Origin of the sequence: Rathayibacter sp. AY1C4, assembly GCF_002932195.1 — a bacterium.
Classification (GTDB): Bacteria; Actinomycetota; Actinomycetes; order Actinomycetales; family Microbacteriaceae; genus Rathayibacter.
The window spans coordinates 43,110-58,245 of record NZ_PSWE01000004.1 but is presented as its reverse complement, the minus strand read 5'-3'; the positions used below and the strand labels follow the sequence as shown (position 1 = coordinate 58,245).

Below are 15,136 nucleotides of genomic sequence, written 5' to 3'. Positions count from 1 at the left end.
GCGTTCGGCTACAGCGATCCGCTGGTACGCGGATCGCTGGTTCGCCTCGGTGGCGGTGCTCGCGGGGATGGTGTGGATCGAGTGTGGCGCGGTCGGCTTCTCGACGGGGTGCGTTCTGAGGAGCGGGGGCGTTCGGCTACAACGATCCGCTCGCACGCGGATCGCTGGTTCGCCTCGGGGGCGGTGCTCGCGGGGATGGTGTGGATTCTGTGTGGCGCGGTCGGCTTCTCGACGGGGTGCGTTCTGCAGGGCGGGGTGCGTACGGCTGCAGCGATCCGCTGGTACGCGGATCGCTGGTTCGCCTCGGGGGCGGTGCTCGCGGGGATGGTGAGATCAGGCTGGCGCGGGTCGGCCTCCCGACGGAGCCCCGGGACGCGGCTCAACGAGGCGCGGGGGGACTTACTTGTCGCGGCAAGTAGTGGGTAGGGTGGGGGGATGAGTGCGCCCGAGACACGCTGGCTGACGCCCGATCAGCTCGACGCCTGGCTGCGCTTCATCGCGGTCGTGGAACTGCTGCCGGGCGCCCTCGACACGCAGCTGCAGCGCGACGCGGGGCTCACGCACTTCGAGTACCTGACGCTGGCGATGCTGTCCGAGGCGCCCGACCGCGCCCTCCGGATGACCACGCTCGCCGCCCGCACCAACGCGACCCTGCCCCGGCTCTCGCACGTGGTGACCCGCCTCGTCGCCCGCGGCTACCTCGAGCGCCGCCCCTGCGCCTCCGACGGCCGCGCCACGAACGCGGTGCTCACCGACGCCGGCCTCCAGAAGATCGTCGACACGGCGCCCGGTCACGTCGCGACCGTGCTGGCCGACGTCATCGATCCGCTCGACGCCGACCAGATCCCGCAGCTGGCCGACATCATGTCGCGCATGCTCGCCCGGCTCGACCCCGAGGGCAGGATGACGGTCGACGCCGTGCGCTCCTCGCTCGGAGACCCCGACACCCGCTCCTGCTGAGCGCGCCGACCCCTCACTGCCGGGGCGGACCGGCCTCGGCCGCGGCCGGATCCGTGTACAGGGACTCCCGGACGTGGCCGTCAGGGTCCTCGAGGCCGCGCGCCCGCATGGAGCCGAGGTCCTGCACCGCGACCGGCTCGGCGCCGCCGGAGGCCGGCCCGTTCCCGAGCACCTCGCCGACCTCCTCCCGGCTGCCGACGCTCACCGCGAAGAGGCCCTGCACCTGGGAGCGCGCGTCGACGATCTCCTTCGACCTGGAGGTCGAGAAGGAGGGGTGCGGGAGGAGCATCGCGGACACGTGCTCGGAGGCGACGGAGCAGGCGGCGTCGCCGCTGAACAGAGGATTCAGGGCTGAAAAGGAGATCCAGGGTCCGGCCGAGCGCCGGGGAGAACGCCCTCGAGCGCTCCGGATCCGTGAACGGAAGGTCGACGAGGATCGAGTCGACGGCCCTCCGCGTCCGTACGGCGATCGGCCGCGCGACACGCGGGAGTCCGTGCCATCATCGCCTCGTGCAGTTCACCGCGACGCTCTTCCAGATCGGCAACAACACCGGCATCGAGGTGCCGCCCGAGGTCCTCGAGGCACTCGGCGGCGGTAAGCGTCCCGCCGTCGCGGTGACGGTGAACGGCTACCGCTTCACCAGCACGGTCGGAGCGATGGGCGGACGCGCGCTCATCCCGTTCTCGGCCGAGAAGCGCCGCGAGACGCAGCTCGCCGGCGGTGACGCGATCGACGTCGTGATCGAGCTCGACACCGCGCCGCGCGAGGTCGTCGTGCCGGAGGACCTGGCGTCCGCGCTGGCCTCGGCGGGCGCTGCGGAGCGCTTCGCCGCGCTCTCGCCCAGCGCGCGGAAGGCCCACGTCACGTCTGTCGAGGGCGCGAAGGCCGCCGAGACGAGGGCGCGCCGCGTCGCCTCGATCGTCGCGGCGCTCGCCGGCTGACGGGCGCGCCACGGTCCGTGACGCGACCTCCCCGCCGGATAGGCTGCCTCCGGCGCCCCACGGCGGAGCGCCCTGGAAGCGGAGTCGGGGGACTTGATGGGTGCGGTTCGGCGTTGGGTGTTCCCGATCGTATGGATGGTCATCATCGGAGCGGCGAGCATCGCCCTGGTGAAGATCGCGTTCTTCCCGGACGGCGCGGCCGAGGCCGATCCGACGCAGCCGACCGGTGAGATCACCGAGCCGACCGTCACGGTCGCCCGCGGCACGGTCACCAACGACCTCACCCTCCAGGGCACCGTCGCCGCCGACCCCGCCGTGCCGCTGAAGGCGACGGCGGCCGGAACGGTCGACGACGTCTACGTGCAGCAGGGCGCGGCCGTCGCGTCGGGCGATCTCATCTACGACATCCGCGTCGAGACTCCGCGCGACCCGGTCGAGACGACCGGCCCGGACGGCGCCGTCACCCTCACCCAGCAGGAGCCCTCCGTGCGCTTCGAGCGGGTCTACGCCGCGACCGGCGGCACCCTCAGCGCCCTCGGCGTCATCCACGACCAGGCCGTCACGGTCGGCGAGGTGACCGGACAGGTCGCGCCGCCGAGCTACGCCGTCACCGGCACGATCGACGCGCAGCAGCTCTACCGCATCCAGAACCGGCCGACGGAGGCGCAGGTCGCGATCACCGGCGGGCCCGCCGGCTTCACCTGCACCGACCTCACCATCAGCACCCCTCTCGCCGGAGCCGGCGAGGGCGGCACGACCGGCGGAGCGACGGACGGCGGCGGCGGTGGAACCTCCACCGGCGGCTCCGGCACGAGCTTCACCTGCCAGGTGCCGACGGAGGTCACCGTGTTCCCCGGGCTCGCCGCCTCGGTGACGCTCGCGGGAGGCAAGGCGGAGGACGTCCTCGTCGTGCCGACCACCGCGGTCGAGGGCACCGCCCAGTCCGGCGTCGTGTTCCGCCGGGCGGACGACGGCAGCACCGAGGAGGTCCCGGTGACGCTGGGACTCACCGACGGCAGCTCCGTCGAGATCACCGGCGGAGTGGAGGAGGGCGCCGAGCTCCTGCAGTTCGTGCCGGGCGCGGAGGAGGCTGCTCCCGACGTCCAGCTGGGCGGCGACTGCATCGCGCAGCCCGACGGCTCGGTCTTCTGCTCGTGACGATCCTCCGGCTCGAGGGGATCCGCAAGGTCGTCCCGCTGCCCGACGCGCCGCCGCTGACGATCCTCGACGGAGTCGATCTCGAGGTGGGCGAGGGCGACCACGTCTCGGTCGTGGGCCGCAGCGGTTCCGGCAAGTCGACGCTGCTCAACATCCTCGGACTCATCGACGAGCCCACCGAGGGGCGGATGCTGCTCGAGGGCGCTCCCACCGAGACCCTGTCCTCGCGGGCCCGCGCGCGCATCCGCGGCGGCAGCATCGGCTTCATCTTCCAGCAGTTCAACCTGCTGGAGGGGCGGACCGCCCGCGAGAACGTGATGACGCCGCTGCTCTACGCGACCGGATCGGAGTTCTGGCGCCGCCGCGACCTCGCGGCCGAGATGCTGGAGCGGGTCGGCCTCGGGCACCGCGTGGACTCGATGCCCGGGCGCATGTCCGGCGGCGAGCAGCAGCGGATCGCGATCGCCCGCGCCCTGGTGCGCCGACCGCGGCTGATCCTCGCCGACGAGCCGACGGGCGCCCTCGACACCGACACCGGCGAGAGCGTGATGGGCCTGCTCGACGAGATCGCCCGCGAGTCCGGCTCCGCGCTGGTCACCATCACCCACGACCCGGCCATCGCGGCGCGGGCCGAGCGCCACTACCGGCTCGACCACGGCCGACTGGGCTCGACCGCGGATGCGGGCCCCGTCGCCGAGGCGGGGGTCCTCTGATGCGCGTGCTCGTCGGGATCGCCGGCGCGATCGTCGAGGCGTGGACCGAGCTGCGGATCCACCGCGGCCGCGTGCTGCTCTCGCTGATCGGAGTCGCGGTGGCCGTCGCCGCCCTGACCGCGGTCGTCGCCGCCGGCGGCATCGCCCGCCAGGCCAGCATCGAGCAGGCCGAGCGCTCCAGCGGGCGCCCGGCGAGCCTCTTCCTCTCCGCCTACCCCTCCGGCACCGGCACCGCCGAGGTGGATGCCGACGCACTCCAGGCCGCGTGGACCGGTGCGCTCGAGCGGTACTCCATCACCTACGCGAGCCGCTCGACCTACGGCAGCGCGCGCGTCCAGTTCGCCGACGGCGCCGTCGACGTCGCGGTGCAGGCGGTCGACCAGCCCTTCGCCGAGATGCACCGGCTGAAGATCGTGGACGGCTCCTGGTTCACCGCCCGCGACTCCCAGCGCCTCGCTCCCGCCCTCGTCGTCAACGAGCGCTTCTGGGAGCGGATCGGGAGCCCGGATCTGCGCACCCACCCGGTGGTCACCCTGCTCGGCTCCGAGCGCGACGTCACGGGCGTGGTGGTCGGCGTGACTCCCTCCTCGCAGTTCGAGACGGATCCGTCGATGATGATGCTCGCGGACGCCTACCCGGCGGTCGCCCGCGACGCCGACCCGCAGTACGGCGGGCAGGGCGTGCCGAACTACGAGATGTGGGTGCCGCTCGACCTGGCCGAGCCCCTCGCCGCGGCGGTGGAGCGCGACGTGGCCGGCGCCCTGGGATCCGACTTCGAGGTGTCGGTCGACCGGCAGGACTACCTGGTCTACGACTCCGACCCCTTCGGCGTGCTGACCTGGGTGATCGGCGGCGTGGCGGGCCTGGTGCTGGCGCTCGGCGCGCTCGGACTGCTCAACATCGCCCTGGTCACCGTCCGGCAGCGGATCCGCGAGATCGGCATCCGGCGCAGCTTCGGCGCCTCCTCCGGCCGCATCTTCTTCTCGATCATGATGGAGAGCGTCGTGGCGACCGTCGTCGCCGGAGTGGTCGGCGTGACGATCGCGGTCATCCTCGTCACCAACCCCTGGACCGTGGCCTTCGTGCAGGACAACGGGATCGCTGACATCCCGCCTTTCCCGGCCGAGGCGGCGCTGCTCGGGCTCGGGGCGGCGACCCTCGTCGGCGCGCTCGCGGGCCTGGTGCCGGCGATCGTCGCCGTGCGGGTGAAGGTGATCGACGCGATCCGCTACTGAGGCCCGCCGAGGGTGACGACGAGCTCGTCGCCCTCGAGCACGGCGCGTGCGTCGGAGTAGTGCGCGATCCGGGGCAGACCCCGGGTGCTCGCGCTCTCGTGGCTCCCGACGACGATCACGCGCATGCCGGCGTCCAGACCCGCCCGGATGCCGGCCTCGGCGTCCTCGAACACCAGCGCGTCCTCGGGGGAGACGCCGAGCAGGGCCGCGGCGGCGAGGTAGCCGTCGGGAGCAGGCTTGCCGTTCGCGACGTCGTGCGCGGTGACGACGGTGTCGGGGGAGGGGACGCCCGCCGCAGCCAGACGTGCGGCCGCCAGCGCCGGGCTCGCGGACGTGACCAGGGCGACGCGCTCGCGGGGGAGTGAGGCGAGGAACGCCGTCGCGCCGGGGATCTCGACGGTGCCCTCGGTGTGCTCGAGCTCGTACGCGTCGAGCTCCGCGACGATCGCGTCGACGTCGCTGCCGGCCGGGGCGAAGCGGCGGACGCTGTCGGCGGCGCGGACACCGTGAACGGCGCCGAGCACCGCGTCGTGGTCGAGAGCGAAGCGCTCGGCGAAGGCACCCCAGATGGTCTCCACGACGGCCGTCGAGTCGACGAGCGTCCCGTCCATGTCGAAGAGGGCGGCGCGGGCTCGGAGGAGGTGGGGCATGCGTCCATCCTGGCGGTCGGCGGCCTCCGGCGCCTGCCGGTGCGGACAGCGCTCGGACAGCGCGCGATCAGCCCGCCCTCAGGCCACGCATCGTGTCGCGGCGCTACGGTGGTCCGAGATCGCGGGCAGACGCCCGGAGGGGAGTGGAGGACGCCATGACGGACGACAACGGAACCGGCACGGACCAGGGCGCGAGCACGGGCGGCGAGGCCTCCGGACCCCGCGCCGGGTGGTACCCGGACCCGGCGGGCTCGTCCCGTCAGCGCTGGTGGGACGGGACCGGCTGGACGGAGTCGCTCCGCGACGCGCCGGCGGCCACTCCCACCGCCCCGGCCGGGAGCGGGTCGGCGCAGGCCGCCGCGACTCCCGTTCCGCCGACCGCACCGACTCCGCCCGCGCCGCCCGCCGAGCGTCCCGCCTACGGGGAGACGTCGAGCGGAGCGGCGACGAGCTACGGACAGTCGGCCTCGGGTCGGTATCCGCAGCAGCCGTCGTCCGCCGACCCGCAGCAGAGCTACGGGCAGCAGAGCTACGGGCAGCAGGGCTACGGCCAGCAGGGCGCCGGTCAGCAGCCGCAGCCGCAGCAGCCCTCCGGCCAGCAGCAGCCGCAGCAGGGCTACGGCCAGCAGGCTCCCCAGCAGTACGGCCAGCAGGGGTACGGCCAGCAGCCCTACGGCCAGCAGCCGCAGCAGCCCTACAACCAGCAGCAGCCGCAGTACCCGGCCTACTCCGCGGCTCCCGGAGCACCCGTGCAGCAGCGTGACACGAGCATCGTCACGTCCACCCCGTGGATCTGGGTGGTGGTCCTCCTGCCGCTGCTCTCGGCGCTGTCGATCTTCCTCCTCCCGCCGAGCGCGATCGTCGACTCGTCGATGGCCTCGACCTACGGGCCGAGCTCCTCGATGGGGATGTCGACGGCCTACCTCGTCGGCCTCGGCGTGCTCCAGGTCGTCGGCTTCCTGATCTACGCGGCGGAGGTCGTCTTCGCCTTCCTCGACTGGCGCCAGCTGAAGCGAGCCGGCCTGCAGCGTCCGTTCCACTGGGCGTGGGCCTTCCTCGCCGCTCCCTACGTCTACGTGATCGGCCGCAGCGTGGTCGTGAAGCGCGTGACCGGCGGCGGCCTCCTCCCGCTCTGGGTCTTCCTCGGCGTCGTGGTCGTGTCGTTCCTCATCGCGATCGGCTGGACGGTGTCGCTCTTCTCCCAGATGACGCAGGCCTTCGCTCCCGCGGGCTTCTGAACCCGTGCGCGCCGCCGATCTCGTCCTGACCGGCGGCGCCGTCTTCACCGCCGACGCCGTGCGCTCCCGAGCGCACGGCGTCGCTGTCGTCGGAGGGCGGATCGTCGCGGTCGGCGCCGACGCCTCCGACCTGATCGGGCCGCGCACCGAGGTGGTCGACCTCGAGGGCCGGATGCTCGTCCCCGGCTTCCAGGACGCCCACGTGCACCCGGTCTGGGGCGGCGCCGCGCTGCTGCGCTGCTGGCTCGGAGCGGGAGGGTCGCCCGCTGAGCACCTGGCGACGGTCGCCGAGTACGCGGCTCGGGAGAGCGGAGCGGAGTGGATCCTCGGCGGCGGCTGGAACCTGCCCGACTTCCCCGGAGGCACCCCGACCGCCCGCGAGCTCGACACGGTCGTCCCTGACCGGCCCGCCTTCCTCACCAACGCCGACGGGCACGGCGCCTGGGTCAACTCCGCCGCACTGCGCCTCGCGGGGATCGACCGCACGACGCCGGACCCCGCCGACGGCCGCATCGAGCGCCTGGCCGACGGCACCCCCTCCGGCACCCTGCACGAGGGGGCGATGGACGCGGTCCGCCGCCACCTCCCGCCCGCGAGCGCGGACGAGCTCCACCGGGCGCTGCTCCTCGGGCAGGAGACCCTGCACTCGTTCGGAGTGACGGCGTGGCAGGACGCGATCATCGGCTCCTACGGCGATGTGGGCGACCCCGGTCCGGTGTACCGCCGCGCGGCGCTGAGCGGCGAGCTGACCGGGCGCGTCCGCGGTGCGCTGTGGTGGGACCGGGGCCGCGGCGTCGAGCAGATCCCGGAGCTCGTCGAGCGGCGCGCGGCGCTCGCCGCCGACGGCTTCGCTCCGACGACCGTCAAGATCATGCAGGACGGGGTCGCCGAGAACTTCACGGCGGCGATGCTCGAGCCCTACCTCGACGGGCACGGCGGCCACGGTCACGGCGACGGCCTCTCGATGGTCGACCCGCGCCTCCTGAACGAGGCCGTGCCGCTCCTGGACGCGGCCGGGTTCCAGGTGCACTTCCACGCGATCGGCGATCGCGCCGTGCGCGAGTGCCTGGACGCGGTCGAGCGGGCGATCGAGGCGAACGGGCGCCGCGGCAACCGCCACCATCTCGCGCACCTGCAGGTCGTGCATCCGGACGACCTGCCGCGCTTCCGTGCGCTCGACGTCGCGGCGAACCTGCAGATGCTGTGGGCCTCGGCGGAGCCGCAGATGGTGGAGCTGACGCTGCCGTTCCTCGGTGAGCGGCGCGGCTCGTGGCAGTACCCGTTCGGCGATCTGCTCCGCTCGGGCGCGGTGCTCGCGTCGGGGAGCGACTGGCCGGTGTCGACGCCCGACCCGCTCGCCGCGATCCACGTCGCGGTGAACCGGCTCTCGGCGCCGTCCGAGCGCGAGCCGGGGTGGAGCGAGGAGGTGTTCCTCCCGGAGCAGCGCCTCGACCTCGCCACCGCCCTCTCCGCCTCCACGGCCGGCTCGGCGTGGGTGAACGGCCTGGACGGCGAGTCGGGCTCGATCGCCGTGGGACTCGCGGCGGACTTCGCCCTGCTGGACCGGGATCCCTTCGCCGGCGACCTCCGCGCGATCGGGGACACCCGGGTGCTGGGCACCTGGATCGGCGGCGAGCGCGTCCACACCGCAGCGGACGCGCCCGCCTGATCCGGGTCGTTCAGGAGGCGGCGCTCAGCAGGTGATCGCTCCGCCGATGATCCCCGCGAGCAGCCCGCCGGTCGCGGAGGCGATCGCGCCGGGACCGGAGATCGCGCCGATCACCCCGCCGGTCGCGGCACCGCTGACGCCGCTCCCGGCGACGCAGTGGCCCCACTCGGGCGAGCTCCAGTCGCTGTTCAGGTGCAGGCCGCCCGCCGCCGAGCGGGACGCCGAGTCCGGGGCGAAGTGGAAGGTGAGCGTGTCGGAGTCGTCGATCGACCAGTGGCCCGACACGGTGCGGCCGCGTCCGACGTCGATCCTCTCCGGGAGTGCGTCGGACGTCTCGGCGCCGTCCGTGAAGCCGACCCCGCCGCCCGCCAGCTCGACGATCCGCGTGCCGTCGGTGACGTCGAAGGTCACCGTCGACGCCGATCCGCCCCGTGCCTCGAGGTGCACCCGGCTGCTCGTCTCCTGCCTCGCCGGCTCGGCGTGCGCGGCCTGCGCTGTGAACAGCGGCACCGCCAGCAGAGCGGCCGCCGCCGCGACCAGTGCCGTGCTCGTCCTCTGTCGTTCCATCGTCGTTCCCTCCCTCGGATTCCGATCCAGGAGGGAGGGCTCAGCGCCGCCGGTCGACGAGGGCGAGGACGACGGACGCCACCGCTGCCGCGACGGCGGCGGTGACCACGACGTCCCACGGATCCTCGGCGCCCACCGCGGTCGCGACGAGGTGCCCGGCCAGGACGCCGACGAACAGTGCCGGCAGCATCAGCCAGATGCGCCGTCTCCGTCGTGCCGCCGTACCGGCCTGTTCCCTGTCGCTCATGCTCGCCCTCCTGGATTCACCATACAGGTATGGAGTACCAGGCGGTCGCGACGCGCGTCGAGGAGGTGGCGCGATCCGTCAGGCCTCGCTGCGCTGGATGAGGCGGGAGAGGACGATCGCGGAGCGCGTGTGGTCGACGTTGGGCGCGATGCGGACCTTCTCGAGGGCGAGCTCGAGGCTGGGGATGTCGCGCGAGCGGATGTGGACGATCGCGTCGGCGGAGCCGGTGACCGTGCCCGCGTCGACGACCTCGGGGACCGCGGAGAGGATGCGGCGGAGCTCGTCCGGAGCGACGGTGCCGCGGCAGAAGAGCTCGACGTAGGCCTCGGTGGCCATGCCGTCGACCGCGGGGTCGACCTTGATCGTGAAGCCGCGGATCACGCCGTCGGCCACGAGTCGGTCGACGCGGCGCTTCACCGCGGAGGCGGAGAGCCCGACCACGCCGCCGATGTCGCCGTAGCCCGCGCGGGAGTTCTGGCGCAGCAGATCGAGGATCTTCCGATCGATGTTGTCCATGCTCCGAGGATAGGCGCGGCCGGAGCGGCGCCTGGACGGCAGCAGAGTGCCACTGGAGATTCGTGACGCCCGGCTATATAGTTGCTCTCGGTCAATAGTTGATCGCAGTCAACTAGAACCGCCGCCGTGCTGAAGAGGAGCCCATGTCATACCCCGAACACCGCGCCGCATCGCGCGGAACCACCGCGCCGCACGCCCCCGCCGGGCCGGACGGCGCCATGTCGCACCGCCAGGTGCTCGAATCGCTCAGCGGCCTGCTGCTGGGCATGTTCGTCTCGATCCTCGCGGGCACGGTCGTGTCGACCTCGCTGCCCCGGATCATCTCCGACCTCAAGGGCGACCAGAACGCCTACACCTGGGTCGTCACCGCGACCCTGCTCGCGACCACGGTCTCCACCCCGCTCTGGGGCAAGTTCGCCGACCTGTTCAACCGCAAGCTGCTGATCCAGCTCGCCCTCGGGCTGTTCGTCATCGGCTCCGCCCTGGCCGGCTTCTCGCAGGACACGAACATGCTGATCGTCTTCCGCGTGTTCCAGGGCCTGGGCGCCGGCGGACTCGCCGCGCTGAGCCAGATCATCATGGCCGACATCATCAGCCCCCGTGAGCGCGGCAAGTACGCCGGCCTCTTCGGCGGCGTGATGGCGATCGGCACCGTCGGCGGCCCGCTCCTGGGCGGCGTCGTGACCGACGCGTTCGGCTGGCGCTGGAACTTCTTCATCGCGATGCCCGTCGCGATCGTCGCGATCGTCCTCCTCCAGATGACCCTCCGCCTCCCCGCGCACCCGAAGCGCAAGGTGCGGATCGACTACCTCGGCGCCGTGCTCATCGCGGGCGGAGTCTCGCTCCTGCTGATCTGGGTCTCCCTCGCCGGCAAGAACTTCGACTGGGCCTCGTGGGAGACCGCGGTCATGGTCGGCGGCGCCGTCGTGCTGCTGATCGCCGCCGTGATCACCGAGCTCACCGTGGCCGAGCCGATCATCCCGATGGGGATGTTCAAGAACCGCACCTTCAGCCTCGCCGTCGTGGCGAGCATCTCGGTCGGCGTCTCGATGTTCGGCGTCGCCGTCTTCCTCGCGCAGTACATGCAGCTGGCCCGCGGAGCCACGCCGACCCAGTCGGGCCTGCTCACCATCCCGATGATGGCCGGCCTGCTGATCGCCTCGACGATCTTCGGCGGGATCATCTCGCGCACCGGCAAGTGGAAGGCGATCATGATCAGCGGCGGCGTGCTCGCCGTGATCGGAACCTCCCTCCTCAGCACCCTCCGCTACGACACGGACCTGGTCCTCGTCGGGATCTACATGGCCGTCCTCGGCGCCGGCCTGGGCATGCTGATGCAGAACCTCGTCCTGGTGGTGCAGAACTCGATCGAGGTGAAGAACCTCGGCGTCGCGACCAGCGCGGTCACGTTCTTCCGCAGCCTCGGCGGCACCGTCGGAGTCTCGGTCCTGGGCTCGATGCTCGGCACCGTGATCGCCGACCGCATCAAGACCGGCATCGCGGGGCTCGCTCCCGCCGACCAGGCTCTCGCCGCGCAGGCGCTGGGCAGCGGCACGATCCCGCAGCCGGCCACCCTGCCCGACGCCGTGCGCGTCGTGGTCGAGAGCGCCTACGGGATCGGCGTCGGCGACGTGTTCCTCTACAGCATCCCGCTCGCCGTGGTCACGCTGATCGCCGTCGTCCTCCTGCCGAACGTGAGCCTCGGCTCGAAGAACGCGGTGCAGCTCAAGGCGGAGCCGACCACTCCGCTGCAGGCCGCGGAGGACGCCCTCATCGCCGCCTCGGACGGCCAGGCGGCGCTCCGCCCCGTCGGCCAGGCCAGGCGGACGGACGACGCGACGCACGCCCGGGAGGGTCGCGAGGCCACTCCCGTCGGACACGGCCGCCACGCCGACGAGGAGCGGCAGGAGGAGCCGGTCGGGCACGCCCGGCACGCCGCTCCCACCGGCTCCGTCGACGTGATCGAGCGCTCCTGATGCCCGCCGCCGCGCCCTCGGCCGAGGCGCTGCACGAGGTCGAGGAGCAGATCACCGTGCTCGCCGTCCAGGTGCGCCTCGCCGTCCGGGACGCGGCGGCGTCGATCGACCCGGCGCTGCCGCCCTTCGGACTGCGGCTGCTGCGGATCCTCGAGCGCTGCGGTCCGGTCCACTCCGGCGCCGCGGCGGAGCGGCTCGGGGTCGACCGCAGCGCGATCAGCCGCCAGGCCCGCCAGCTCGCCGAGCTGGGCCTGGTCGAGATGACCTCCGATCCCGCCGACGGCCGAGCGCGGTTCCTCTCGCTCAGCGCGGCCGGATGCGAGCGGATGCGCGACCTCGGCGGCCGTCAGCGGCAGCGGATGCAGGAGGCGCTGAGCGCCTGGCCCGAGGAGGACCTGCGTGCGTTCGCGGGATACCTGGAGCGGCTGACCGCGGCCGAGTGAGCCGCGTGATCTGAACGAGTGGCGCGGACCGATGCGGTCCGCGCCACTTCTGCGTGCCGCCGGACGCGGCGCGGGCGCGCTGACCGCGCGCCGTCTCGCGCCACCCGGTGCCGACGCCGTCGTGGTCGTTCTACATTTCCTGAGATGTTCTCACTCAGGAGGCGATGACCCTGTTCTCTTTCGACCATGCAGCAGCGGCGGAGCTGGTCCGTGCCTCGGACGAGGCGGCGGAGGCGCTCGCCTCCCAGGAGCTGCTGAGGTCCGTCGCTGCCGAGTACGCACTGGGCGAGTTCCGCGGCGCGTACGCCGAGCTGTTCCGCCGGGTCCGCCTCTGCGACAGGGAGAACCGCGGTCGGCTGAGCGCCGAGCTGCACGAGCTCGCCGACACGGTGCGGCTCGTGGCGAGGAAGGCCGAGGAGGAGCGTCGGCGCCGGGAGGAGTACGCGGCCTGGGAGCGGCGGGCGGACGAGCGCGAGCAGCAGCGCCGCCTCGATCCGATCGCGGCCCTCGCGGCGGGAGTCGACGAGGTCGTCGACCGGCCGCCGTCCGATCGGCCGGTCGTGCCTCCGCCGATCCGTGCGCTGTTCTCCCCCCGGTCGGTGCCCCGCACGTCCCCGGGCGGCTCCGCCTCGGGAGGCACGACCTCCGCCGACCCCGAGCGTCTCGACGTGTTCGTCTCGCAGACCCGGCAGGCGGACGACGCGATGCGCTCCCGGCTCCAGGATCTGTTGGCCGCCTGGGGAGCCTTCGGCAACCGCTGCTCGTGGGCGCCGGTCGAGTCCTTCTCGGTGCTCCAGGGCTTCCGCGAGCTGCTGTCGATCGGTGCGGCCGACGCGACCTGGGTCGAGCAGATCTCCCTGGCCTTCACCGCCGCCGGGGGAGCGGCGCTCTCCGTTCCCGTCCTCGACGCCGTCGGCACCCTGGCGCGGCCCCGGGGCGGCCGGAGCCTGCTCGACTCCCTCGCGGCGCTCTCGTCCGACGATCTCGCGACACTCCTCGCCGCGTCGCCCGATCTCGCGGCCCGCCTCGGGCGACTGGCTCCGACCCTCGTGAACGACTGGTGGCGGAGCCTCGACTCCACGGACGGCGCGCGCTTCTCGCCGCAGCAGGAGGCGCTGGTCGCCGGTCTGCCCGGGGTGATCGGAAATCTGGAGGGTGTTCCCTACCGCGCCCGGGTGAGGGCGAACGAGAGGGCGCTGAGGGCGCGGATCGTGGCGCTGAGGAGCGAGGCGGCGGGCCTGCGCGGGAAGGCGGGCGACGGGGAGCGACTCGCGGCGGTGGAGTCGCAGCTGGTGGCGCTGAGGGACGTGAGGGCATCGCTCCGGCGCGGTCTCGGTCAGGACCCGCGCTTCCTCATCTCCCTGACCGCCGACGAGCCTCCGCTCGCCGCCGTCTCGATCGGCGATCCCGACACCGCCACGAACGTCACCTACGCCGTCCCCGGGATGGGACAGACGACGGAGAGCATGACCCGATGGACGAAGGCGTCGCAGAATCTGCAGTCGCTCCTCCCGCCCGGCAGCGCCGTCGTCTCCTGGATCGGCTACGAGACCCCGCCGATGGCGCGGCTCGGCGGGAACGGCATGGACGTCCTCACCTCGAACCAGGCGGTCGCCGGCGGCGCCGCACTCGCCTCGGCTGTCCAGGGGCTCTCCGCGGTCCGGGGCGACGACCTGCCGAAGCCGAACGTCGTCGCCCACTCCTACGGCAGCACCGTCATGGCCGTCGCCGCCTCGCGCTCGGACGTCGAGCTCGGGGTCGTCGTGACGCTGGGCTCGGCCGGCCTCCCGGACAGCGTCGACGAGGCGAGCGACCTGCACGCGGAATCCGTCTTCGCGGGGCAGGCGCGGGACAAGTACCTCGGCGAGACCGAGAGCGGCGACGAGGCCGCGTGGATGGGCCGCGCCTTCAGCTGGAACCACCACACGGATCCCGCTGACGAGGACTTCGGCGCGCGCGTCTTCGGTGTGGAGACCGGAGGCGACGCCGGGAGGATCGTGACGGATCACGCTGCGCTGAAGAGCGACGACGGCGATCTCGCGGGGTATCTCGACACGAACACCGAGTCCCTGCAGAACGCGGCGTGGGCCGTCTCCCGGCGACTCGACCTGCTGACCGAGAACCGGCCGCTCGGACCGACCGCCTTCCAGAAGGCGGTCGTGGGAGCCTCCCATGGCGGGTAGAGGCTCTCCTCAGCGGACGGGCGTCGCGCTGACCGTCGCCGCTCTGCTCGTGATGTCGATGACCGCTTGTGCAACGGAGAAGGAGGCGAGACCGGTGAGCACGATGAGTCCTCGGGAGGGTCGGGATCGGGTGGTGGAGTTCGTGCGGGACTCCGCGGGGCGGCTCGATGTGGAGGGGTGGTGGCCGCGGAGCGGCGCGGCCAGGCCCGATGTGTGCGGCCCCGGCGACCGGGTGAGCGGTGCGAGCTACAGCTACGCCTGGTGGGCCCCGGCGGGCACCGATGTCGAGGGGGATGCGCGGAAGGTCGCGGACTACTGGGAGTCTCTGGGGATGACGGTGAGAGTGACCGATTCGACTCCGCGCCCGACGGTCTACGGGCAGGGCGGACCGGTGCTGCGGGCGAGCTTCGTCACCGGCGCTGTCGAGGAGATGTACATGATCGGGGCGGAGATGCCGTGCGCGCCCGGCGATTTCGAATCACTCCTCCTCGAGGACGAGGCTCAGCGCGCGGCGGGCGCGGTCCTTCCGGGTGATGAAGGGGTCGTCCCGAAGCCGGATCCGCGGGACCTCCCAGTCTCCTCCGATCCGTCGGGTTCCGGCTCGGAGGGATGAGCCGCCCCGTCCACCGCGTCCGGATC

The 15,136-nt window shown here is 72.9% G+C and carries 16 protein-coding genes; 11 read left to right on the top strand and 5 right to left on the bottom strand.

Going from position 1 to position 15,136, the window contains the following annotated elements:
• The first annotated feature begins 435 nt into the window (after positions 1-435).
• Positions 436-960, top strand: a complete 525-nt coding sequence (locus C5C99_RS03060; protein ID WP_104246915.1) for a MarR family winged helix-turn-helix transcriptional regulator — start codon at positions 436-438, stop codon at positions 958-960.
• Between the two features lie 13 nt (positions 961-973).
• Here the strand turns inward: C5C99_RS03060 and C5C99_RS03055 are convergent, their stop codons facing one another.
• The gene (locus tag C5C99_RS03055; RefSeq protein WP_104339578.1) at positions 974-1,258 is read right to left on the bottom strand and encodes a VOC family protein; all 285 of its coding nucleotides are present in this window, start codon (positions 1,256-1,258) and stop codon (positions 974-976) included.
• A 212-nt stretch (positions 1,259-1,470) separates the two neighbouring features.
• Here C5C99_RS03055 and C5C99_RS03050 point away from each other — a divergent pair, with 212 nt between their 5' ends.
• From C5C99_RS03050 to C5C99_RS03035, 4 genes are all read left to right on the top strand, one after another.
• Positions 1,471-1,902 carry a YdeI/OmpD-associated family protein gene (locus C5C99_RS03050; RefSeq protein WP_104246913.1) on the top strand — a complete coding sequence of 144 codons (432 nt, stop codon included), beginning with the start codon at positions 1,471-1,473 and terminating at the stop codon, positions 1,900-1,902.
• 135 nt (positions 1,903-2,037) lie between these two features.
• Entirely contained in the window at positions 2,038-3,060 is a 1,023-nt protein-coding gene (locus C5C99_RS03045; RefSeq protein ID WP_104246912.1) for an efflux RND transporter periplasmic adaptor subunit, read from the top strand.
• Positions 3,057-3,773, top strand: a complete 717-nt coding sequence (locus tag C5C99_RS03040; protein ID WP_104246911.1) for an ABC transporter ATP-binding protein — start codon at positions 3,057-3,059, stop codon at positions 3,771-3,773. Before C5C99_RS03045 ends, C5C99_RS03040 begins: the two co-directional genes overlap by 4 nt.
• A complete protein-coding gene (locus C5C99_RS03035; protein ID WP_104246910.1) occupies positions 3,773-5,008 on the top strand; it encodes an ABC transporter permease in 1,236 nt (411 codons plus the stop codon). Before C5C99_RS03040 ends, C5C99_RS03035 begins: the two co-directional genes overlap by 1 nt.
• On the opposite strand, the gene C5C99_RS03030 is transcribed toward C5C99_RS03035, so the two are convergent.
• Complete coding sequence (locus tag C5C99_RS03030; RefSeq protein ID WP_104237636.1) at positions 5,002-5,658, bottom strand: HAD-IA family hydrolase; 657 nt, start codon at positions 5,656-5,658, stop codon at positions 5,002-5,004. The two genes, C5C99_RS03035 and C5C99_RS03030, sit on opposite strands and share 7 nt — an antisense overlap.
• Positions 5,659-5,813: 155 nt before the next feature.
• On the opposite strand from C5C99_RS03030, the gene C5C99_RS03025 reads away from it, so the two are divergent.
• Together C5C99_RS03025 and C5C99_RS03020 are read left to right on the top strand one after the other, a co-directional pair.
• A complete protein-coding gene (locus C5C99_RS03025) occupies positions 5,814-6,896 on the top strand; it encodes a DUF2510 domain-containing protein (RefSeq protein WP_146082421.1) in 1,083 nt (360 codons plus the stop codon).
• A gap of 4 nt (positions 6,897-6,900) precedes the next feature.
• Positions 6,901-8,565: an amidohydrolase gene (locus C5C99_RS03020; RefSeq protein WP_104339577.1), complete on the top strand. Its 1,665-nt coding sequence runs from the start codon at positions 6,901-6,903 to the stop codon at positions 8,563-8,565.
• Between the two features lie 24 nt (positions 8,566-8,589).
• Here the strand turns inward: C5C99_RS03020 and C5C99_RS03015 are convergent, their stop codons facing one another.
• The 3 genes from C5C99_RS03015 to C5C99_RS03010 all read right to left on the bottom strand — a co-directional run bounded on the left by C5C99_RS03015 (position 8,590) and on the right by C5C99_RS03010 (position 9,895).
• Positions 8,590-9,132, bottom strand: coding sequence for a hypothetical protein (locus C5C99_RS03015; RefSeq protein ID WP_104222856.1), 543 nt, complete (start codon positions 9,130-9,132; stop codon positions 8,590-8,592).
• Between the two features lie 40 nt (positions 9,133-9,172).
• Positions 9,173-9,379 (bottom strand): hypothetical protein, encoded by a 207-nt coding sequence (locus tag C5C99_RS16710; RefSeq protein ID WP_146076614.1) that lies wholly within the window; start codon positions 9,377-9,379, stop codon positions 9,173-9,175.
• A 78-nt stretch (positions 9,380-9,457) separates the two neighbouring features.
• Complete coding sequence (locus tag C5C99_RS03010) at positions 9,458-9,895, bottom strand: Lrp/AsnC family transcriptional regulator (RefSeq protein ID WP_104222855.1); 438 nt, start codon at positions 9,893-9,895, stop codon at positions 9,458-9,460.
• Positions 9,896-10,113: 218 nt separating this feature from the next.
• Here C5C99_RS03010 and C5C99_RS03005 point away from each other — a divergent pair, with 218 nt between their 5' ends.
• The 4 genes from C5C99_RS03005 to C5C99_RS02990 all read left to right on the top strand — a co-directional run bounded on the left by C5C99_RS03005 (position 10,114) and on the right by C5C99_RS02990 (position 15,110).
• Complete coding sequence (locus C5C99_RS03005; RefSeq protein WP_104273714.1) at positions 10,114-11,871, top strand: MDR family MFS transporter; 1,758 nt, start codon at positions 10,114-10,116, stop codon at positions 11,869-11,871.
• Positions 11,871-12,314, top strand: coding sequence for a MarR family winged helix-turn-helix transcriptional regulator (locus C5C99_RS03000; protein WP_104222853.1), 444 nt, complete (start codon positions 11,871-11,873; stop codon positions 12,312-12,314). Before C5C99_RS03005 ends, C5C99_RS03000 begins: the two co-directional genes overlap by 1 nt.
• A 164-nt stretch (positions 12,315-12,478) precedes the next feature.
• Positions 12,479-14,497, top strand: coding sequence for an alpha/beta hydrolase (locus tag C5C99_RS02995; protein WP_104339576.1), 2,019 nt, complete (start codon positions 12,479-12,481; stop codon positions 14,495-14,497).
• A 130-nt stretch (positions 14,498-14,627) separates the two neighbouring features.
• The gene (locus C5C99_RS02990; protein ID WP_146078788.1) at positions 14,628-15,110 is read left to right on the top strand and encodes a hypothetical protein; all 483 of its coding nucleotides are present in this window, start codon (positions 14,628-14,630) and stop codon (positions 15,108-15,110) included.
• Positions 15,111-15,136: the final 26 nt, after the last annotated feature.